The sequence below is a fragment of the Bacteroidota bacterium genome (assembly GCA_030706745.1).
Classification (GTDB): Bacteria; Bacteroidota; Ignavibacteria; order Palsa-1295; family Palsa-1295; genus PALSA-1295.
Genome location: JAUZNX010000020.1, coordinates 19,924 through 41,226 on the forward strand (window position 1 = coordinate 19,924; position 21,303 = coordinate 41,226).

The 21,303-nt window shown below is 53.9% G+C and carries 16 protein-coding genes and 1 other RNA gene; 10 read left to right on the top strand and 7 right to left on the bottom strand.

The features are described from left to right. Window positions 1–645: 645 nt before the first annotated feature. The 6 genes from Q8902_15030 to Q8902_15055 all read left to right on the top strand — a co-directional run bounded on the left by Q8902_15030 (window position 646) and on the right by Q8902_15055 (window position 6,689). Window positions 646–1,266, top strand: coding sequence for a diheme cytochrome c-553 (locus Q8902_15030; protein MDP4200873.1), 621 nt, complete (start codon window positions 646–648; stop codon window positions 1,264–1,266). A 72-nt stretch (window positions 1,267–1,338) separates the two neighbouring features. Continuing rightward, window positions 1,339–1,896, top strand: a complete 558-nt coding sequence (gene dcd / locus Q8902_15035; GenBank protein ID MDP4200874.1) for a dCTP deaminase — start codon at window positions 1,339–1,341, stop codon at window positions 1,894–1,896. 73 nt (window positions 1,897–1,969) lie between these two features. Then, window positions 1,970–2,632: a TetR/AcrR family transcriptional regulator gene (locus Q8902_15040; GenBank protein MDP4200875.1), complete on the top strand. Its 663-nt coding sequence runs from the start codon at window positions 1,970–1,972 to the stop codon at window positions 2,630–2,632. A gap of 2 nt (window positions 2,633–2,634) precedes the next feature. Further along, a complete protein-coding gene (locus tag Q8902_15045) occupies window positions 2,635–3,720 on the top strand; it encodes an HlyD family secretion protein (protein MDP4200876.1) in 1,086 nt (361 codons plus the stop codon). Window positions 3,721–3,788: 68 nt separating this feature from the next. Continuing rightward, the gene (locus Q8902_15050; GenBank protein ID MDP4200877.1) at window positions 3,789–5,342 is read left to right on the top strand and encodes a DHA2 family efflux MFS transporter permease subunit; all 1,554 of its coding nucleotides are present in this window, start codon (window positions 3,789–3,791) and stop codon (window positions 5,340–5,342) included. Between the two features lie 30 nt (window positions 5,343–5,372). Further along, entirely contained in the window at window positions 5,373–6,689 is a 1,317-nt protein-coding gene (locus Q8902_15055; protein MDP4200878.1) for a TolC family protein, read from the top strand. A 319-nt stretch (window positions 6,690–7,008) separates the two neighbouring features. On the opposite strand, the gene Q8902_15060 is transcribed toward Q8902_15055, so the two are convergent. Both Q8902_15060 and Q8902_15065 read right to left on the bottom strand, forming a co-directional pair. Further along, window positions 7,009–8,058 carry an Omp28-related outer membrane protein gene (locus Q8902_15060; protein ID MDP4200879.1) on the bottom strand — a complete coding sequence of 350 codons (1,050 nt, stop codon included), beginning with the start codon at window positions 8,056–8,058 and terminating at the stop codon, window positions 7,009–7,011. A gap of 8 nt (window positions 8,059–8,066) precedes the next feature. Further along, a complete protein-coding gene (locus Q8902_15065) occupies window positions 8,067–9,773 on the bottom strand; it encodes a DUF6029 family protein (protein MDP4200880.1) in 1,707 nt (568 codons plus the stop codon). Between the two features lie 270 nt (window positions 9,774–10,043). Between Q8902_15065 and Q8902_15070 the strand changes: the two genes are divergently transcribed. Continuing rightward, a complete protein-coding gene (locus Q8902_15070) occupies window positions 10,044–10,604 on the top strand; it encodes a type 1 glutamine amidotransferase domain-containing protein (protein MDP4200881.1) in 561 nt (186 codons plus the stop codon). Between the two features lie 88 nt (window positions 10,605–10,692). Here the strand turns inward: Q8902_15070 and ssrA are convergent. Beyond that, window positions 10,693–11,171, bottom strand: a transfer-messenger RNA (tmRNA) gene (ssrA, locus tag Q8902_15075). Window positions 11,172–11,349: 178 nt separating this feature from the next. On the opposite strand from ssrA, the gene Q8902_15080 reads away from it, so the two are divergent. Then, window positions 11,350–13,056: a hypothetical protein gene (locus Q8902_15080; protein MDP4200882.1), complete on the top strand. Its 1,707-nt coding sequence runs from the start codon at window positions 11,350–11,352 to the stop codon at window positions 13,054–13,056. Window positions 13,057–13,131: 75 nt separating this feature from the next. Beyond that, entirely contained in the window at window positions 13,132–13,521 is a 390-nt protein-coding gene (locus Q8902_15085) for a DUF302 domain-containing protein (protein MDP4200883.1), read from the top strand. Window positions 13,522–13,550: 29 nt separating this feature from the next. Here Q8902_15085 and Q8902_15090 read toward each other — a convergent pair whose 3' ends face one another. The 3 genes from Q8902_15090 to Q8902_15100 all read right to left on the bottom strand — a co-directional run bounded on the left by Q8902_15090 (window position 13,551) and on the right by Q8902_15100 (window position 18,306). Next, window positions 13,551–14,645: a PHB depolymerase family esterase gene (locus Q8902_15090; protein ID MDP4200884.1), complete on the bottom strand. Its 1,095-nt coding sequence runs from the start codon at window positions 14,643–14,645 to the stop codon at window positions 13,551–13,553. 184 nt (window positions 14,646–14,829) lie between these two features. Next, complete coding sequence (locus Q8902_15095; protein ID MDP4200885.1) at window positions 14,830–17,658, bottom strand: valine--tRNA ligase; 2,829 nt, start codon at window positions 17,656–17,658, stop codon at window positions 14,830–14,832. Window positions 17,659–17,736: 78 nt separating this feature from the next. Further along, the gene (locus Q8902_15100) at window positions 17,737–18,306 is read right to left on the bottom strand and encodes an MgtC/SapB family protein (GenBank protein MDP4200886.1); all 570 of its coding nucleotides are present in this window, start codon (window positions 18,304–18,306) and stop codon (window positions 17,737–17,739) included. A gap of 266 nt (window positions 18,307–18,572) precedes the next feature. Between Q8902_15100 and Q8902_15105 the strand changes: the two genes are divergently transcribed. Next, on the top strand, window positions 18,573–20,570 hold the full coding sequence (locus Q8902_15105) for a hypothetical protein (protein ID MDP4200887.1): 1,998 nt from the start codon (window positions 18,573–18,575) through the stop codon (window positions 20,568–20,570). A 6-nt stretch (window positions 20,571–20,576) separates the two neighbouring features. On the opposite strand, the gene Q8902_15110 is transcribed toward Q8902_15105, so the two are convergent. Further along, the gene (locus Q8902_15110) at window positions 20,577–21,287 is read right to left on the bottom strand and encodes an ABC transporter ATP-binding protein (protein ID MDP4200888.1); all 711 of its coding nucleotides are present in this window, start codon (window positions 21,285–21,287) and stop codon (window positions 20,577–20,579) included. Window positions 21,288–21,303 lie beyond the last annotated feature (16 nt).

Below are 21,303 nucleotides of genomic sequence, written 5' to 3' on the forward strand. Positions count from 1 at the left end.
GACATCGTATCGCAGAACTTAAGAGGATTCCGAATCAAACGGGGGTTTACTCAGGAAGCTCTCTCGGCGAAGGTCGGAATGGGTTCGAACCACCTTGCCCGGATTGAACGTGGAGAAGAAGGCCTTACTCTCGAACGCTGGGAGCAAATTTGCAGGGTTCTTAAGATCGAGCCTCACGTTCTGCTGATTCCAGAGAGTTACAAGGAGCCCTAAGCCTTCGGGAACTCCGGAGAATGCCTCTTGTTTATCACCTTGATGCCTGGGTACTTAATAGGCACCAAGTGGCGTATCGAAAACCAAGTCCGGAGATGGTGTTCATTAAATGACAATTCAAAAGAGAGAGCTAAAGTATCACTTTAACTTCGGGCACCTATTTCAGGAGGCAACTGGCGGAGTTGGCTCGGAAACGGCCATCCGCCGCGGCGGATGACTGTAAAAAGGCCGAACACAAAATGGCAAGCAGGGAATCGGATAGCAATCCACGAAAAAAGTGCTATATTTGAAAACCGAATTTCCTGTGATCGTTTTGTGACATTAACCCAAAGAAGTAACTTTATGAGACATCGGATTCTTCGTTTTTCAATTTTGCTCGGCCTGAGTGCCCTCGGGAGCATCGGAGTATGGAACTGCGCTCCGAAGACCACAATGAGCTCGAGTAGCAGCGACTCGACCGTTGCCGCGGCCACAGCAGAGCATGGCAAATACCTCGTGAAATCCATGGGCTGCGGTGATTGCCACACGCCGTGGGTGATGGGGCCGCAAGGTCCGGCACCCGATATGTCGCGCATGCTTTCGGGGCATCCAGCCGGGATGCACATCGATGGCCCAGCGAAGCTTGCTCCGCCCTGGATGTGGGGCGGCGACATGAGCATGACGGCTTTTTCGGGACCGTGGGGCGTCAGCTTTGCTGCGAATCTTACGCCGGACTCGGCGACAGGTTTAGGGACCTGGTCGCAGGACACGTTCATGGCTGCGCTTCGCATTGGCAAACACAAAGGCACAGGCCGGCCGATCTTGCCGCCCATGCCGTGGCCCTCGTTTACTAATCTGACGGATCGGGATTTGGCGAGCATCTACATGTTTTTGCGGACGATCCCGCCGATCACGAACCAGGTGCAGGATCCGATTCCTGGTATGATGGGGATGGGTGGCCCGCCGCCAGGGGCACCGGGTGCTCCAGGAGGGATGCAGGCGCCTGGCAGCCCCATTCCGCCACAAGGGCTTCCACCACTGCCACCGGGTGCGCCGCCGCTGCCAAAAAAATAACGGCGGCATACGGCGAACGAATACGAGTGACGAGCGTGAACGCTGGCGCGCTCGTTACTCGTTATTCGACCCGTGATCCTAACAGACCAGCAGATTCTTCTCGCGATAGCCCAGGGCTCGATTGTGATCGAGCCGTTTCGGCGGGAGTCTCTTGGCTCCAACAGTTACGACGTGCATCTTGGCAGCACGCTTGCGGTTTATACAGCAAGGGAGCTCGATGCAAAGCTGCATAATACAGTCGAGTACTTCGAGATTCCGGAAGAAGGTTATGTTCTTCAGCCGGAGCAGCTCTATCTTGGCGTTACGGTCGAGTATACGGAAACGCACAAGCATGTCCCGTTTTTGGAAGGCAAATCGAGCGTTGGCCGGCTCGGGATTGATATTCACGCAACAGCCGGCAAAGGGGATGTCGGATTTTGCAATGCCTGGACCCTTGAAATGTCTGCGCGTCAGCCCGTGCGAATTTATGCGGGAATGCCCATCGGTCAACTCATCTATTTCGAGACTTCGGGCGAGTGCGCGGTGTCCTACAACCAAAAGCCCGATGCGAAGTATCGCCAGCGGAGCACGCGCCCGATCGAATCCATGATGTTCCGAAATTTCGATCCGAGGACAGAACGCTGGCTGTGATGAAACCTGCGGCATAGGTCATCGTACAGGTGCCGGAAACCAAAGACACCTAATTCGGTTTCCTACGCGCCACATGTCGCCAGCCGCCACTTCAACTCATCCGGACCACGCGCTTCGCGTTCGCATCGTCGATGCGGCGCGGGAGTTGTTTCTCGAACGGGGATATTCGCAGGTCTCGACAATTGAAATTGCGGATGCGCTGGGAATGAGCAAGAAGACGCTCTACCGGGAGTTCGAGACGAAGGAGGAGATTCTCCGGGCGGTGGTGATACCGAAGCTAAAGGAATCCTCCAAGCGGATCGATGCGATCATTGCCGATCGAGCCTTGCCGTATCCGGATAAGCTCCAAGCCATTCTGGCGATCCTGGGAGTGCAGCAGCAGCGAGTTTCGCCAGTGCTCATTCGCGACGTGACGAATCACGCGCCCGAGGTCTGGCATGAAATTCAGGAGCACAAACGCGCTCGACTTAAGAAATTCGAAACACTGCTCCGGGAGGGAATCGCGCTCGGATATTTTCGGAGCGATATTCCGAGCGAAGTCATTGTCCGAATGCATACGGCTTCGGTCGAAGCACTCATGACGCCACAGGCTTTGGGCGAATTGCCGTGTACGTCGAGCGAGCTCTTCCAGAATATCGTCAGCGTGCTCTTCGAGGGGATTCTTCGTGAGGGCAAGCGCAAATCATTTACCGGCAGACTGAATCGGAACAAGAAAGCAATTAGTGATAAGGGATAACCATGGCTGAAACTCGAGAACAAGTCACACCAGTCACCGGCGCGCAACAGAAGAATGGTACCGCTCCGAAGGTGAAAGCACCGCAGGAGGATCGGGCGGAGAAGAAAAGTCCGGTCCGCCGCGTGCTGCCATTTATTTTCGGTGCGATTATTCTCGCCGGGGCGGCATATGGCTGGCATATCATCCAATACAACAAAGTACACGCAGAGACCGACGATGCCCAGATCGACGCGGATATCAGCCCAATCCTTCCGCGCGTTTCCGGATATGTGTCGAGTGTGGATGTTAGCGATAACCAACGGGTCGATTCGAATGCCGTACTCGTCCGTTTGGATGCGCAGGACCTGGTATTGAAGGTCAAAGCGGCCGAGGCTGCGGTTGAAAATGCACAGGCAATGGTGCGGTCCGCTGAAGCCTCCGTCTCGACGGCGCACGCGAATGCGGCAACCGCTGAGGTGAACCGCCGGAAGACGGCCGCGGATCTCGAGCGCGCTCGCGGACTTCTCGCGGGCAGTGCCATGACCCAGGAACAGTTCGATGCCGCAAAGGCGGCGGCAGAATCCGCAGAGGCGCAATTCAAGAGTGTAAACGATCAGGCGGCCGCAATCACGACTCAGGTCGCGGTTGCCGAGTCGCAAGTCAAGCAGCGCGAAGCCGATCTTGACAATGCCAAGCTACAGCTTTCGTATGCCACGATCAATGCTCCGATGGCGGGTACGATCGCCAAAAAGAATGTTCAGGTCGGAGAGTACATTCAGGCCGGACAGCCACTGATGGCGATTACGCCAGGCGACATCTGGATCACGGCGAACTTCAAGGAAACACAAGTAGCAAAGATGCATCCCGGCCAGCCGGTCGAGTTCACACTCGATTCCTACCCGGACAGTACGTTTCATGGTACGGTGCAATCGATCTCGCCGGCTACGGGAGCGAAGTTCTCGTTGCTGCCACCAGACAATGCGACGGGCAACTTTGTGAAGGTCACACAGCGCGTGCCCGTGAAGATCCTGGTCGATCGGGGTGATTATTCCAGATCACCACTGCGGCCCGGCATGAGCGTGGATGTGACGGTATCCACCAGTAAATAATCTTTAGCCGAACAATGGATTATCGAGATTCTATAGTATTCATATAATCGATCCAATCTACAGCAATAGTGGCAGAGCAAGGCTTCCGGAAATGGATTATCGTCATCACCGTCATTACGGCGGCGGTGATCGAATTGATCGACGTCTCGATCGTCAATGTCGCGCTCAGTGACATGAGCGCGACACTCGGCGCGACGATCGAGGACATCGCTTGGGTCATCACTGCCTATGCGATTGCAAACGTCATTGTAATTCCGATGACGAGCTTTCTGGGCGGATTGTTTGGGCGCCGCAACTACTATACATTTTCAATTCTGCTCTTTACCGCGGCCTCCTTCTTTTGCGGACACTCAAGTACGCTCGCGGAGCTCGTGTTTTTCCGGTTCATGCAGGGACTTGGTGGCGGCGCATTGCTCTCGACGTCGCAGTCCATTCTCTTCGACACATTTTCGGTGGAGGAGAGGCCACTCGCTGCGGGCATCTTTGGACTCGGCGTCGTTATCGGTCCAACGATCGGCCCGACACTTGGTGGCTGGATCGTCGATAATTTCACATGGCCCTGGATCTTCTTCGTGAATATCCCCATCGGCATCACGGCGGCGATTCTCGCCTACACATTCGTCAAAGAGCCAAAACACGAACGCACAGTTTCTAAGATCGACTGGCCTGGCATCGGGCTTCTGGTGGCTGGTATTGCATCGCTACAATATGTGCTCGAGCGTGGCGAAACGGAAGACTGGTTCGATTCCCGCACCATTGTGATACTCGCAGTCATCTCAGTGATTTCACTGGTGGCTTTCGTCTGGCGAGAACTGACGACCGAGCACCCTGTCGTCGAACTGCACGTGCTGAAAAGCCGAACGCTGGCGTTCTGCGCGTTCCTTACATTTATCATTGGGTTCGGACTCTTCTCGTCCGTCTTTATCATACCGGTGTTCGCGCAACGTTTGCTCGGCTACGATGCCATGCAGACTGGTTTGTTGCTGTTGCCCGGCGCGATTGTCACGCTGTTCGTGCTGCCCTGGGTGGGGCGCATTCAGCAGAAGGGAATGCCGGCCCAGATCATGATCTTTGTCGGCTTCACGCTCACGGCGCTGTACACGTACTTGCTTTCACGGATTAGTCTCGATGCCGGTTGGTGGACGTTCTTCGGGCCGCTCGTGATCCGTGGGATTGGATTGCCACTCTGCTTCGTACCGATCACGACGCTGGCCGTCTCGGGATTGCATCCTCGGGACATCCCGCAAGGCGTAGCGCTGAACAATATGATGCGGCAGCTTGGCGGGTCGTTCGGGATTGCCATCGTTACCACCTATCTCGCCCATCGGATCGGTATTAATCGAGTGGCTCTGCTCTCGCATGTGACGCAATATGGTACCGCCACTCAACAGCGGTTGAATATGCTGATCCATGGCTTCGTGGCAAAGGGCTCGACCCTCGCGGTCGCAAAGCAGCAAGCCTACGCAGCGCTGGATGGCACCGTTATGCGGCAAACGATGGTCAAAAGTTATCTCGATGTTTTTGTTTTTGTCACGATCTTCTTTGTGCTTTGCTTGCCATTGATTTTAACAATCCGCAAAGGCAATGCACCGGTGAGCGCGGAAATGGCGTCCGCACACTGACAAGCATCGATGACTTACGAATGTTGAATTATGAAATCCTTTTTGCTAAGCCTCGCCTTCCTGTTATCGAGTACCGTACAGAGTATCGAGCTCTATGCACAGCAGACCGACACGCTCACGCTTGCCGAGGCCGTGCAAATGGCGGTGCGGACGGCACCCTCGGCCCGTGCGGCCGAAGCCGCAGTCGATGCAGCAAAAGCTCATGTCAAGGAGATCGATTCCTACGCCTATCCGCAACTGAACGGAGATGCGAATTATACGCGCATCGATCCGGTCGTCTCGATCGATTTTCCGGTCAACGGACACACACAGACGTTCAACACGATGCCCAACAATAACTACAACGGCAACCTGAACGTCCAGCAACTCATCACAGCATTTGGGCGCGAAGGGGCAAACGAACGAGTTGCTATCAGCGGGATTCAAACCGCGACAGACAATCTCCAGCAGTCGCAAACGATGGCAGCATACCAAACGGTGCAAGCGTATTATGCAGTCCTGACAACAGATCAGGCAATCCACGTCGAACAAGATCAGCTCACGGTATTGCAGGATAATTTGAAGATCACACTGGAGCGAGAGAAGCAGGGGACTGCAACTTCGCTCGATCCACTGTCGGTGCGCGTGCGAATCTCGACCATTCAGAGCCAGATTGCCGACTTGACATCCACGCGGCGCAAGCAGGCGGCACAACTGCGGCGGCTTATCGGACTTTCACCGAACGCGCCAGTACTCGTTACCCGTCCGGCGCAGGGCCAGCCGCTGCCGGAACAGATTGACTCACTCCATGCTATCGCAGAACGCCAGCGAACGGAGATCCAACTTGCGAAGGACGCGGAGCGAACCGCTCGACTTCAAATCGATGCAGCGCGGATGGCAAATAATCCGGTGCTCTCGGCCAACGTATCGGGAGGAGTAAAGGATGGCTACTTGCCGAATTTGACCGATCCAAAACTTAATTGGGCCGGCACCGTCGCGCTCCACGTACCGATTCTCGATGGAGGCCGTGTATCGAGTCAAGTCGATCAGGCGGATGCCAATTATCGCGCTGCGCAAGCGCGACTGGAGGATGCAGAACGTGGGATCGAAAGCGATATTGAACAAGCACTTGCCGACATCGACGCGAGCCGCTCGCGCCTGGAGTTGGTCACAACCCAGATCGAGCAAGCCCAACAGGCCTTTAGTGTCGCTCAGGTTCGTTACGCGAACGGCGTTGCGACGAATCTGGATGTTCTCACCGCTCAGCAAGCACTCGAGCAGACGCGCCTTCAACAAGCACAGCTAATGTACTCGTATGAACTCAGCGAGTACAATCTCAACCGGGCGGTCGGGACGAAGGTGTGGTAAGCTTGGACGGTCGAATTCCACTTAGTCCACAAACTGCTGCAAACTGGAACTTCCTGCGGTTCATCGGTCATAAAAAGGCAATCGCTGCGCGGGATGTATGTAACCCGTGCAGGGATCAGTTAGTGGTAACTTCCGCGAGGGGAATCCGACCGGCATTCGTATGAGGCTGGCACATCGGCTGGTCTCGGCGGAATAGGATGCCTCGCGATACCTCTGCCCGTTTACACGGACGTACAAATATCGCGGATGGAAGTTACGTGAGAGTTATCCGCAGATAACCTTGGCATTAAGAGTCACAAACCTATCCACATACCCACAATCACCTGACGATGACCTTCGCGTGATCGGTCTCGGTCCCATCGACGAACATGCGGATGACATAGCATCCTGCCGGGAGTGAGCCATCCAGTTCGATCGAGCTTTCTCCCTGCGGCATCATGCCATCGACGAGCGTGCGAACGGAGCGGCCAAGCATGTCGCTCAGTGTGACCCGAACTCTGCCTGTATAGGGAAGTGTGATGCCAACTTGTGAGAGGCGCGGCGTCGGGTTCGCAAATAGCCGCAAATGAGCGTTGGGAGGTGCATTCAAGGTGACTGCACCTTTGATCGCAAGACTGAGAACCCCAATGGCTTCCACTTTCTTCACGGTTCCTTGATCGTCCTGCAGGAATGCAATGGCTTGCATGTTCTCAGGGTTCCAGAGTTTACCCCAGTAATCTGGAATGGTCGGGTCAAAAGAGAAGTCATACGTGTCAGATCCTGTCGGCGTAAACGGGCTGCTTCCTTGCGGCGATGGCAGCATCACGCGCAAAATGTCATCCCAGTAACCGCTTGGAGGATTCCCGTACGCCTGATGGCTATTATCCATCACGATGTGCGACTCCGTCACTGCAACAAAGAGGCGACATGACGTTCCTGGCCTAACGGAATTCTGTACCCTGATATGAATAACGCCATCGGCATCAGTCGAATCGGAGAGTTGGATCGGGGTTGTGGCAATCCCTTTTGTCTTACTGAGTGCTTCCCATGCACCTTCGACGCTTCCACTTGGCTGCCCGTTGATGATCCCGGTGGGGTCGGTGCTGATACCATAAACCGAACTGCTTCGATAGAATGATGAACTTTGAGATGCTTTATAGAAGGTATCCAGCGGATTCGCAATATCGTTGTGATAATTGATCCGGACGATGCCATACGTAGGATTTGCAGCCATGAATGCATCGAATTTATTATCCGCATCTGCACACGGCCCACAGTTGGTATTGGAAAATAACTCGGCGAGGACTTTGGGTTGCGCGAGTATCCGTGAGGGTGCAGCAACCACAATGAGGGCGCATGCGCCCAGGAAAAATAGCGATCGATTGAGCATAACAGGAATTAGATCTGACTTGTCAGCGTAAGCCGCAAGCCCTTGAACGGCGGGACTTGACGGCAAATTCCTCCCGTACAGTTCAAGCCACCGCGCTCCGCGCCGTACGACGCCAACAGCGTGTGAGAGCCTCCGAGCCGAAGTGAGATGAAGCCCTGAGGCCAGTTGTCCTCGAGGTGAAACGGTCCATTTTCATACTGGATCGATAAATCTAGAAGGCCGCCGATCGTAATAGTCGGACCAAACGTATACTGCAGCGTGAGAAGCTCGTTGAGGCGTCGCTTATCCGTCGTCGTCAACGAGCCATCGTAGGACCATTGGTGTTCGAGAATGCCCAGAAGACTCTGACTCGGAGTTGTTTCGTACTGCGTCTTAACGGCGAGTGTGGTCGAGGACTTCGTTTCAGCGCCAGCATTGGATGCGGAGTAACTGATTACATCGCTGCGCCGGTGCAGGACAAAACGAATGTAGTCCAAATCGTTGTCAGGTACGAAATTCCATTCCGCTTCGGCAAAGTACTCCCAAAACGGATAATAACCGAAATCGCTGAATCGAGGTAATAAGTTGGTGCTATCGACCGCCAGGGAATTTGCATCGTATTTATCGTGTCGGCTGGATGACGCGCCATAGAGATCGATTGTCCAGTGCGGAATGGCGGTGATATTGGCTTCCAACGCGAGGCCAAGTTCATCATCGAACCAGACCGGGTGATTGGTGCGCGATATGGTTGTGAGGGTAATATCCTTATACACTTCAGGAGGGCTGGAGATCGGTAGCCTGCTGAAGACATCCTGAAACTGGTCCCCGTTGGGATGACGGAAATAATCGTAATTCTTGTATTCAAGCGTCAATCCGAAATTCGCGTTTGAGTAGCTTAGCGAGCCATACATGGCATGCCCCGTGTGACTGGTATCGACTGCTGAGCCATAGATTTCGCTAACATGGGTTCGGTTCTCAGTCCATTCGAGATATCCTTCGAACTCACCCGAGTTCAGGTCGGCATAAAAATCGGGTTGGTTGACCTCGCGGGATTCGGTCAGGCCCTGTGAAATGAGATCGCCAGTTGCAAAGGCCTGGAGGAACACCGCACCAAGTGTAAGTTTGTGCTTGAAGAAGCTAAATTCGCCGTTCACCGCGCGAGCCGAGATTTTGACCGGCAGCGTGTCTGCCTGCGAAAGCGTCGAACCGGTCGAGATCGGTACAGGATAGAAATTCTCGATGCCACCCACACCGCGCACAGCGACAGACATATCAAGATCGACCCATTCCTTCGGGATCTTGAATTCGGTTTTTCCGAACACACCATCCAACCACGAATCATAATTCAGTGGACGGGATTCGAAGAGATTGACCGCAAGGCCGCGACCGAATAATGCACTGACATCACCGGCCTGAAGGTCCAGATTGTCCTTTCGATAGGTGATCCACCGACGGCGGAAATTTCGGTCTTGATACGAGCGGCCAACTTCGCTAGGGTCGTCCATCTCATACCGAAGCCCGACGGAAAAATACTGATAGAAAAGTCGCGCGTTCGCAATCTCTTCTAAATAATGCTTTTCGTTGGAATGTCCTGCCGCATCAGTCGTCGAGCCGTCACCGATGCGAAGCAGATTCGAGCCTGCGGCATGCACGTCTTCGGATTGTTGAGCAGAGCTGGGCCCGGCAATAAAAATGAACAGACCGATGGCGGCAATTGACCTGATTATCCTATTCACAGTTTCAAAAATACGGCGGAGTTGAGTATGGCCGGAGAATTGTGTGTTCAAAATGAAAATATTCGGCGGTTAAACACTTGAATCCAGGTTTCCTTCGCAAAAACAAACACCACCCACCAAAGAATCGGCAATGACTGCGCAGCAGATTGTGGTGACAAGGCGCATCGTGACCAGCTGCTCAACGGACCGGTGCACTCTTTGCGGTGCGAGAGAATGTCCGGTCGGACAGCGAACCGTTCATAATTCACTCAACAATAACGTAGAAAGTCTATGGCACAATCAGACCTCACCGGCATGAGCGTGGCAATTATCGTCACCGACAATTTTGAAGAGTCCGAACTTACCGGTCCGCGCGAAGCGCTCGATAACGCGGGAGCGGATACTTTCCTAATCGCACCGAAACCTGAATGGGTAAGGGGATTCCGTCACGATCAGGCGGGAGATGATTTTCCGGTGGACCAGACCCTCGATGAAGCCAATCCGGATGAGTTCGACGCACTCCTGCTGCCCGGCGGCGCATTGAATGCAGATCGGCTCCGGACGGAGAAACGGGCGCTCGAATTCGTGCGAAGAATGAACCAAGAAGGAAAGCCGATTGCGTTCATCTGTCACGCACCTTGGGTCTTGATTTCCGCTGGTCTGGTGAAGGACCGTCGGCTTACCGGATTCCACACGATCAAAGACGATATCATCAATGCCGGTGGAAAGTATGAGGATACTGAGGTTATTCGCGACCGCAATTGGGTATCTTCTCGGCAGCCTTCAGACATTCATGCCTTCAATGAGGCCATGCTCGAACTCTTCAGCGAGCGCGTTCCGGCACATGCCTAAAATCAGAACCGGGATTCGTGAGATGTTCAAGACGTTTGGGATCTGAATCCCGTCCATCCAAAGCATCCCACAAATCCCGGTTCTGTTTCCGTGGAGATGAGGGGAGTCGAACCCCTGTCCGAAGAATTCAACCGAAGGGTACTACGCACATAGTCCCCTGATTAGTTAGATGACGTCCGGCCATAGCAGGAGACCCCCGACCGATCATCATCGCCCCTCCTTATTACTTCTGCGCAAGCGAAGAGCACTCATGCGCGAAGAGACCTGGCGGATGATTGCTCATCCGGTTTACACCGCATCCGAATCTGCCAAGTCCAAAGACCCGGTGCGACGGGCGCCCTCCCACCGATAGGTGGAATAGCAGCATCAACCTTAGATTACTCTAAAGGAGCTTAGGCAGCCATTGCGTAGCTATAAGAGTTCGCAATTGTTTGTTGCCGCGAGTTTGAGTCAGAATCATCTTGCGATAATTCACGAGCGTTCCCGGCGCCACTCGGTGCGCACCTGCATGTGATTGCTCACACGCGACTTCAGCGGATTATCCCCCGTCGAAACCAGTGCATCCCCAGTTCAATGACAAATGACGAATTACGAATGACGAACGTTCCTGAACGGCTTGTCATCGAACCTTCCATCCCCCTTGCAGGGAGGAAAGACTAAACACAATCTCCCCTCCCGCTTGCGGGAGGGGCGCACGATATTGTGATTAGTCACTCGGAGATTCCTAATGTTCGTAACTTTGCGAATGCGCCGCACTTTCGATCTCCTTCTCGCTGCATTCGGCCTTGCCGTGATCGGGCTGTTTACGACGCGCTATCGGATGCCATTCCGTTTGGACGACATCCTGCTGATGGAGTGGTCGCTGGCGCACCACTGGTGGGATGCATTCGATCCAATCAAGGGACAGCTTGTCAATAGCTACCGGCCGATGTTCGCGCTTGCGGCATACGGCTTGACCCATGTTGCCGGCTGGGCTCATCCGTTTTGGTGGCACCTGAAGCTTTGCTCGATGCTCATCATAGGGCTTGCGTTCGTCGGGCTGACCGCTCGTTACATTGCCGGGCGCTGGTACGCGCTCGAAGTTTCGGTGCTGCTCTATCCAGTCGCCTTTGCCACGATCCTGAATGTTTTTTTCTGGTACAGCGATCTAACGTATGGATTGGAGCTTGTCTTCACCGCTCCGGCGTGGTACTTTGGCTTGCGAGGGCTGCGCGAAGGCCAATTGACCTATTGGCTCCTGGCGATGCTGCTCGGCACGTTCGCGGTACTTTCGAAAGAGCCGGCGGTTGTGCTGGTACATGTGGTCCTGATCTGGGCCATCGTGGATGAACGTGCATGGACCAAATGGACCGGTTGGACAAGATGGCCTGCGTTTGTCGCATATTCCGTCCTTCTTGTAGTGACCGTCTTTATTCTCAGCAATTCTCCGACACGTGGCAATCGATTTCTTTCGCTTTCCGCGCCGGGAATTGGCGAGGCCGTGCGAGAGCGAATCAACTATTATAGCGCGGTCTATCTCGCAATTGCGCCTCGACTGCTCATTTTCTTTCCTATCGTCTTTATTGCGTTACGTGAGTTCGTTGGGAAATTTGGGCGTGGGGTTTCTCTCATGGATTTTCTCTCGCTCAGTGTGATGGCGGTCGTTGCCGCGCTTCTTGTGTTCACTAATGTGCTGGTCGCCGTCCCGCTATTATTCTTCATACTTATGTGGCTTGCTATCCGACCCAATCCCGAGCAAGCGCGCGCCCGGCGACTTCTGCCGTTCGTTCTCTGCTTGATGTTGGCGGTGGGCGCGCTCCTCTTCACGGTGCAGCTTGTCAAGACGCAGCTTACAGAAGTGGCGATTCTTTCCATCATTATTGGCGGATGGGCCTGGTCCGTGTGGGTGGAAGAAGTGGCGGGGAAACTCAAGACTGTGCGAAATCCTCGCGCTCGCATCGTGTTCGCTTCGTTGTTCGCGGTGCTCGGTGTGTTTGTTATTGTCGCAGCAGTCCCAAAACTGAAGGCCGAAGAGCAGATGCTGCGCGATGTTCGCGATGTGCGGCAGAATGCCAACGATGCACTTACATGGAGCGCAAAGAATTTGCCCCAGAATTCGCTCTTTGCCGTGTGTGTCTATAGTCTTCACGGTATCGAGCACCAAAACCTGCTGACACCGAAAGACGATGCGACGAAATTGCGTTCGCAGTACACGTTCGATGGTGGGTTTGTATATCACGTACTCGAAGTGCTGGGCCGGCGCGATATTCGCCATGCCTATTTGGAGGATTCCACAATGCTGCCGCAAGTCCTTGCCGCGATGCGTCAACAGCCGAACTCGTATCTCTTTCTTCAATCGGAGTTGGATCTGAAGCTGTTTCACGGCGAGCCATCACTGATTACTTCTTCAGATTCGCTCGTCACTCAATTTGCTCGTGGGCCATATCCCTGCGAGGTGTGGCTGCTGCGATAGACTTCTTGAGTGCCATTGGAACAATGGTGGCGGCAGTTCGCTATACCATTCTCTATCACCACACGAGATACGAAGATGGATTACTATTTTTCAAAAACACTTCACACGACGTTCGATGATGCAATTGCGCGCGCGACGGCTGGCCTGGCCACCGAAGGATTCGGTGTCCTTACCGAGATCGATGTCGCGGCAACGCTCAAGAAGAAACTGGACGTGGATTTTCGACCGTACCGCATACTTGGCGCCTGCAATCCTGCCTTTGCGCATCGTGCGTTATCGGCCGAAGATAAGATCGGGACGATGCTGCCGTGCAATGTCGTAGTGCAAGAACTTGCTCCGGGTCAGGTCGAAGTTATAGCCGTCGATCCCATTGCATCGATGGCCGCAGTACAAAACGAAGCGCTGATGCCGATCGCGACGGAAGTTCGCGAGAAACTCAAGCGTGTCATCGATCGGCTTTCGTAAGCAAAAGTTTGTAGCCTATATGCCGCAGGCTATTCTCCTCGATGAACGGCAGCCTGCGCTGGCGGCCGAACCCAATTCCATCCGGCAAGAAATTTTGTACGAAGATCTAGTGGGACTTCGTGGATCATACCAGGGACGATGGTGAGATCGAACGGAATCCCGCCTTTTGCGCACAGATCGTGGATGCCTTGGATTTGTGCGTGAAATGTCGGATCCTCATACTCGCCACTGATGGCATAGATACGAACACCTCTGGCGCGGGCAACCGCAAGCGCGCTGTCGTTCGGTGGATCGGACGTGAAGCCGGACATCGCAATTGCGCCGTGAAAAATATCGGGATGCCGAAGCGTGAGTTCAATGGACGCCTGTGCGCCCTGCGAAAAGCCTGTGAGATACACTTGCGAAGCATCGACACGATGCGCGTGTGTGAAATCACTCGCGATCTTGAGAATCGGTCCTTCGATTGCGTCCATATTCGAGCCCCAGGAATTCGTGATTTCGGACTCGCGAATAATACCCGCCGGAACAACGATGACAGCCTTCAGCAGATTTGCCATTTCAGGCCATCGCTCTGCAAAACTTTCGTAGTTGCCATTGCCACCATGCATCGCGATGATTAGCGGCCACCGGTCTGTTGAGTCGTAGCCATTCGGATAGTAGATCAATGGCGGCTGCGCATGCCACGTCGGACGTTCCTCGGCGCAGACGGTAGCCCAAAACTGCGATTCACTATCAAGCCATGTCGAACCGCAAGCGGAGACCAGCAGACTGTCGAGTCGAATCAGCGGGGAATTCCAAAAATGGTGATGAAATGCGCGATCGAGGTGTGTCCGTGACGCCGAATCCTCATGGATGCGGGCAGAACAGCGAGCAATGCCATACTCTGCGGTTCCTCGATACCACTCCCGAACAACCAGCGGAAGAGAAGCACTATGTTCGACGGCCTGTTGGTAGTATTCGATGGCGCCGCGCCAGTCCGATTGATACTCGGCAATGCCGGCTAGATGCCAGTCGGCTCGGACAAATGCATAGTAATCCTGTTGCTGCGCCCGAAGTGTGGGAGCCAGGATGATTAAAAACAAAGCAATGACACATCCCTGCAGCTTACGCAAGTGTTCGAACATTCAATTATTGGCAAATGCGGCTTAAAAACGGACCGAACTTCGCAAAGAAGTTCTTTGCAGATTGTGGGGCACTGCATCCATTGACGTGGCCGAAAAACGCTCATGACTAAGCATGAGTTCGGATTTTCATCGAATGAATCCGTTTCTTAACACAAGCGGTATTTGGAAATCACGCGAGAATAATCTATGCGAGCTCTTTTAGGCTTCCTTCGAGCTTTTCAATCTGATCTGCATAGTTTGATTGCTTCTCCCGCTCCTTCAGCACGACCTGTTCGGGCGCGCGCGCAAGAAACCCATCATTTGAAAGCTTCGCGGTTACCTGCTCGAATTGAGATCGGACCCGGACGAGCTCCTTCGAGAGCCGTTCGTGCTCTTTGGCGCGGTCGGCGACAGATACCGTTGGTTGCTTCACAAATACACGCGCATCACCACCGACGAGTTCGCTGGTATACTCGCGTGACGAATACTCGGTACCCTCGGCTTCAATCGTCAGTTCACTGGCACGTGCCAGCCGCTCGATGATATGCGAGCACGATTGGAGGGCCCGCAGACCTTCGGCATTTCGGGCTTGAACCACGATCGATGCCGAGGCCGATGGAGGAAGATTGAGCGTGGAGCGAATCAGCCGCGCTGCCTCGACTGTCTTCTGAACGAGCAAGAACTCCCGTTCCGCTTCGTCATCGATCTTATACGTATCTGGCGTGATGTAATCGTCGCGGCCGAGCAGCACGTCTTCCGGCACGCCGGTCAGTGCATGCCAAAGTTCTTCAGTGACAAACGGCATGATCGGATGCAACAAACGGAGGATGCCCTCCAAAATTTCAACCGCCAGCGGCACCGAATCCGGTTGAAGTTTGACGATCTCAAGGTACCAATCGCAGAAATCGCCCCAAACGAAATCGTAGAGGACTTTCGTCGCCTCGTTGATCTCGTAGTTATCGAAAGCCTTGCGGATATCACGCGCGGCACGGTTGGCGCGGCTAATGATCCACTTGTCCGATAAAGTGGATAGTGGATAGTGGATAGTGGATAATGGAGAATGGGGAGTGGATCGCTTAACACTGTCCACTATCCTCTTTCCACTATCCGCTGCTTCCGATTCAAACTCCGTAGTGGCCGGTAGCTTCGCCTGATATTCATCGCGCTTCATGATGACGAAGCGCGTCGCATTCCAAAGTTTGTTCGCGAAGTTGCGGCCAATCTCGCAGGAGGCTTCGGCAAAGCGAATGTCCTGACCAAGCGGTGCGAGATAGAGCAGCGAAAACCGCACGGCGTCGGTGCCATAGCGCGCGAGGAGTTCGAGCAAGTCCGGCGAGTTGCCGAGCGATTTCGACATCTTGCGGCCATCCAAATCGCGCACGATGTTGTGGAAATAGACGTCGCGGAAGGGGATCAAGTCCTTCAGTTCGGTTCGCGGCGAGCCGTCTTTCATTGGAATCGACGGCATGAACTCGATGCCGGCCATGATCATCCGCGCGACCCAGAAGAAGATAATCTCGAAGCCGGTCGAGAGCAGCGAAGTCGGATAGAACTCGATCAGGTCCGGTGTCGCTTCGGGCCAGCCGAGCGTCGCCATCGGCCAGAGCCATGACGAGAACCACGTATCGAGCACATCTGGATCTTGCACGAGCGGGCCAGTGTAACCGGCTGCGGTAGCTTTCGCGCGTGCTTCCGGTTCATTGCGGCCAACAAAAATCTCGCCGGTCTCCGCATACCACGCGGGTATCCGGTGGCCCCACCAGAGCTGCCGCGAGATACACCAATCTCGGATGTTCGTCATCCAGTGGCGATACGTGGTGACCCATCGCTCGGGATGCAGGTGCACGAGCCCCTCGTCCACTACTCTCAACGCGGGTTCCGCGAGCGGTTTCATGCTCACGAACCACTGGTCCGAGAGATATGGCTCGACCATCTCGCCGCCACGCTCCGAATAACCGACGGAGTGCGTATAGTTCTCGATCTTTTCGACCAGACCGAGTAGTTGCAGTTCTTCGACGACACGCTTTCGGGCATCGAACCGGTCGAGTCCGGCAAAGCGTCCGCCGTTCTCGTTGATGACACCGTGCGTGTCCATCACGTTGATCTGCGCGAGGTTGTGCCGCAAACCAATCTCGAAATCATTCACGTCGTGCGCCGGTGTGATCTTGACGCAGCCAGTACCGAATTCTTTGTCCACATAGGCATCCGCGATGATCGGAATCTCGCGCTCGACCAGAGGCAGGACCAACGTGCGGCCCACGAGGTGCTTGTAGCGGTCGTCGTCGGGATTGACAGCCACGGCCACATCGCCGAGCATTGTCTCGGGACGCGTTGTCGCAATCGTCAGATATTCCGGCTCGCCATCACGTGAACCGACGATGGGATAACGGAAGAAGTAGAGCTTGCCCTGGGTTTCCTTGTGTATAACCTCTTCATCGGAAAGCGCAGACTGCGCGAGTGGCGACCAATTGATGATTCGCTTGCCGCGATAGATCAGTCCTTTCTCGTGGAGACGGACGAAGCACTCGATCACAGCTTCATAGTACGCCGGGTCCATTGTAAAACGGGTGCGGCGCCAATCGCAGGAGCACCCGAGTGCACGGAGCTGATCGAGAATGATCCCGCCGTATTTTTCTTTCCACTCCCAGACGCGCTCGACGAATTTCTCGCGTCCCAGGTCGTGCCGCGTGAGCCCCTCGGCCCGCATCTCGCGTTCGATCTTCGTCTGCGTGGCGATACCGGCGTGATCGGTGCCGGGCATCCAGAGTGCTTCATGGCCCAGCATCCGGTTCAGGCGGACATAGACGTCCTGAATCGAATTATTCAGCGCGTGGCCCATGTGCAGAATGCCCGTTACATTCGGGGGTGGAATGACCACGACGAATGGCGGCATATCGACCGCGCGGCGTCCGGTCGGGTCCTGCGGATTTAGCTCCGCGCGGTTCGCATCAAATAGATGATATTGTTCCCATCGCTCGTACCATGTTTTTTCGACGGCGTTCGGGGAATATGCTTTTGCTAAGGGTTCTGCCATGAGGCAGGCAGAACGCTATTCGGATAGTGGCCAGTTGCAGTATGGGGGGCGGCGAGTAAAACTCGCCGATACACACGATCAGACTTGTTCGTCTGGCGCGATCTCTTTCGCCACCTTTTTGACTTCCTTACGGCGAAGTCTGGCCTTGAACGCTTCGCGATCGATCTCACGCAGACGAAGGAACGGTGGGTAGCGGTCGATGAAGTAATCGACGGGACGCAGGAGGAGAAGAATCACGAATGCAATCAGCGCGATTGCGACGGCACTAAAGATAAATCCTGAACCGGCAACGATACCGATACCCGCCGAAACGAAAATGGATGCCGCCGTTGTGATCCCGTGAATCTTGCCGCGCTGCTGCAAAATCACACCGCCGCCGATAAAGCCGATCCCGGTGAGAATTTGCGCGGTGATACGACCGGGCTCACCGCCGAAGAGTACCGAAGTCTCGATCGAGACGATTGTGATCACGCAACCGGCGAGCGTTACGAGCAGGCTTGTCCGAAGCCCTGCGGCTTTGCCATAGACCTGATTCTCCGCGCCGATCAGGCCGCCACCAAGGACGGCCGAGAGAATGCGCGGCCCGTAGGCGTGGGCCATGGCGATAAACCCGTCAAAGCTCTCGTTGGAATGATAGTTAGCTGGCATTAGGTATTTGTAGCGCTAAAGGCTTTGCCCCGAACAGAATGTATCTTGAATTAGCTTCGAATTGAGCGACGCCGAGGTCAAAATTGCATCCCCATGCAATTCTCCAGTTTTATGTGTGGTTCAGAATCTCCATGAAATCACTCTTAAGAGGCTTCATCCTAACGGTAGTGGGATTGCTAACGGCTGGTTTGCACGCTTCTGCTCAGACGATTCGCTGGGAGCGAACCTCGGGGCCTGGAGGCGGACTTCTTTCAAATGCTTGGACCTTGAGAAGTGGACTGATATTCGTCTCAGAAGACAGACATAGCATTGATGGAGGCAATCGGGTATATCGCAGCACTGACACGGGTCAAACTTGGGCAGAACTCACAGGGATCTTTCAGGATGGAGGTCATGCCGAGGCGTTTGCGAATCTTGGGAATTTGATTTTAGCGGAAGACTGGTGGGGGAAGATTTATATCAGCAGTGACAAAGGAGGGACTTGGAAGCAACAACGGGGAGAAGATTTATCATCTGTGCTTGCTGGGTTCTATCCGATCCATGACACTCTATTTTCGATTGATGGCGGCGGCTCCGGTGTTTTCAAGAGCGTCGATTCAGGACGGTCATGGCAGGATGTGTCCCGTGGATTACCACGAAAGGCCGTGAATGATACCGTCTGGGATCAAACCCATAAATACTTTTACGTTCGGTTTGATACCGTACTTTGGACTCTGAGGGGCGTAACGACGACACGAAATTCGTTGCTTGTAAGTACTGATACGGGTGTATATCAAAGTACGAATGGTGGTAGCCAGTGGGTTCGAAGCTCGGTCGGGCTTTCAAACTTCCCAATTGTCTCATTGATTGGTGTCGGCGATACCGTGTATGCAAGAGCGGGTTCAAGCCTTGTAAAAACGACTGACGCTGGGATGACATGGTCAGGACTGAATTGCGATCAGATCGCTTATATGGCTGCGAACGAATTGGTGGTGGCAGTTTGCAAGCAAGACAGTTCTTTCTGGATTAGCTCCAATGGTGGTAGTGATTGGCAGGAGCAGTGTGCCAAACTTGCGACACGGGGTGTCATGGCAATTGGAATGGTGAAGCATATAATTATCGCGTCAACATATGGTCAAGGGGTTTTACGAAGTAACGACACAGGAAAGTCTTGGCAGGAATCAAATTACAGTTTGAATAACATTCGCACTGCGCGGTTGCTGCTTCATAACCACACGCTCTTTGCTTCGGGGCTCCAATGTGGGACTTTCCGATCAATAGACGGGGGGAGAAATTGGTCGCAAGTCTGGGTCTCACCTTCAAATTATAGTGTTAATCAGCTTTATTGGGGGCAGGGGCATGTCTTTGCCGCGATTGACCCAGAAGTCTATTATAGTTCTGATGATGGTGATACATGGAGTCTTATTTACGGCTGGAAGGGACCTGGCCACGAGTTAATCGAAACATTTGGTGTAATCGGAAAATCACTTCTGGCCGGTGGCGAGCAAGGGTGGTTTGTAAGCGAAGATTCAGGTCTCTCATGGAAGTACAACGAGTATTATTGTCAGAGCGGAGTTAGTGGTGCCGTCTTTTCTTCCGACACTATTTGGGATGGAACAAACTGCGGGCTTCAAGCAACTACCGATGCGGCTGTATCTTGGCATTACTCAAGTGTCATTGGTCCATCTGCCTACATCCCTGTTCGATACGACGAAAGGTTGTATCTCATAATGAATGGATTGCAGAGTTGGGTGAATACGGCAGGCCATATTGTTACGAAGTACCTTCCAATCCCCGTAACGTTCGCATCGAATATGCTTTTTACCCGAACCCATACTTTCGCTTGTACCGACAAAGGCGTATACGAATCGACGGATTACGGGGACTCTTGGTTGCCCGATACCTTAGGCATGGGCTCAGCCCAAGTCTTTGACATAGCAGCTGACGGTGATACTCTTTATGTGTCTGCAGGGGATGGGGTCCATCGTGGTGTCTTTGAACATGGGCTCGAAATGGTGAATACATCAATAGTGCAAAAGGTACAGGCCTCATTATTCGAATCGCAGGGGACCATCAATCTGAGACTTTATTCAAATAATGAAAGTAGTATTTCAATTGATGTCAATGACATTCTGGGCCGTCGATTCAAGACGCTTGCATTATCAGTTCCACCCGGGTTCCATGATATTCCCCTTTGTTCCGCTCCCTTCAGTTCGAGTATAGTAATTGCCCGTGGTATGATAAATGGCAATCCTTTTGTTTGCAAGTTGCTCACTGCGAGATAGGTTATGTTACCCCGTCCCTAAATAGGCATGCTTGACTTCTTCATTCTCTGCAAGTTCGCGCGCGGGACCGCTCAGGACAATCTTGCCGGTCTCGATCACGTATGCCGTGTGCGCGATGGCCAGTGCAAGGTTCGCATTTTGCTCGACGAGTAGCACTGTAACGCCAAGCTCACGGTTGATTTCCTTGATCTTCTCGAAGATCGTTCGGACTAGAATCGGCGCGATGCCAAGTGAGGGCTCATCGAGCAGGAGCATTTTCGGCTTGGACATAAGCGCGCGGGCGATGGCCAGCATTTGTTGCTCGCCACCGGAGAGCGTGCCGCCCGGTTGCCAGAGTCGCTCTTTGAGTCGCGGAAAAATGGTATAGGAGAATTCCAGATCGCGCGCGATTTCCTCTCGGTCCTTTCTGAGGAATGCACCCATGCGAAGGTTCTCGAGTACTGTCAGGTTGGCAAAGATCATTCGCCCTTCAGGTGCATGTGCGATGCCGAGCTTGACGACATCGTGCGGCGGGCAGTTGGTAATATTCTTGCCGTTCCATGCGATCGAACCGCTCTTGGCCTTCAGGAGACCCGAGATCGTTCGCAGCAACGTGGTTTTGCCAGCGCCATTCGCGCCGATGAGCGTGACGATCGAGCCATCAGGCACCTCGAGCGAGATGCCGCGGATCGCTTTGATCTCGCCGTAGGAAACGTGCAGGTCCTGGACTGTTAGCATGGTTGCGGAAATCACA